Below are 993 nucleotides of genomic sequence, written 5' to 3'. Positions count from 1 at the left end.
CCCCCAGGCTCACGCCCGGCCTCGTGCTCCGGTTCACGTGCGCGTCCTGGTGCGTGTCCTGGTGCGTGTTCTGGTTCGTGTTCTGGTGCGGGGGACGTCCCGCTCACGCGGCAGCCAGGGCCTGCGCCACGATCTCCGCGATCGCGTGCATCTGCTCCTCGGTCCCGAGCAGCGTGCGATGGTGCAACCAGACACCGTCCGCGCCGATCGCCTCCACGTTCGGGCACCGCGCCGCGATCTGATCGACGGTCTCCGCAGGTGCCCCGGTCTCCCAGAAACCAGCAGACCGGTAGATCGCGCGGAACGCGGCGAACGCGGGCAGCCCACGCTCCACCAGATCGTCCACCAGCGCGTTACGCCGCTGCTCGTCGAACCCGGGCAGCCGGAACATCGCCATGTAATGCGGATTACGGTCACAGCGAGGATCCCGACCCTGCGGAACAACCCCCGGGACCTGCGCGAGCAGCCCCGCGAGCAGCGGCCACCGCTGCTCACGGGTATCGATCTGCCCCCCGAGCCGGGCGAGCTGGGCACGCAGCACCGACGCGGAGAACTCGTTCATCCGGAAGTTCGACCCCGACGTCTGATGCAGATAACGACGATCGGTCCGCGGCCGGCCGCAGCTGTGACGCAGGAACGCCTGCTCGAACTGCTCCGCGTCCGAGAACGTCACCAGACCACCCTCACCGGCGGTCATCAGCTTCCCGTTCTGGAAACTGAACGCCGCGATACCACCATGCTCACCGACCCGCCGGCCCTGCCAACTCGCCCCATGCGCGTGCGCGGCGTCCTGGATCAACGGGACACCGGTGTTCGCGGAGATCTTCCCGAGCGCGTCCATGTCACAGAAGTGACCGGCCATATGCACCGGCATGATCGCCCTGGTACGAGACGTGACCGCGGCCTCCACCCCGGCCGGATCGAGACAGTACGTCTCCAGATCGACATCGACGGGCACCGCGACCGCGCCGAGCCGCTGCGCCGCCTGCGACG

1 protein-coding gene is annotated in these 993 nt (G+C 68.7%); it reads right to left on the bottom strand.

Translation table 11 applies throughout. The features are described 5' to 3' along the window. Positions 1-103 precede the first annotated feature (103 nt). On the bottom strand, positions 104-993 hold an 890-nt coding region (locus FREUN1FDRAFT_RS39190; protein WP_006546011.1), incomplete at its 5' end, for a DegT/DnrJ/EryC1/StrS family aminotransferase.

The organism is Parafrankia sp. EUN1f (genome assembly GCF_000177675.1).
Classification (GTDB): domain Bacteria; phylum Actinomycetota; class Actinomycetes; order Frankiales; family Frankiaceae; genus Parafrankia.
This window is presented reverse-complemented; position numbering and strand designations above follow the sequence as displayed.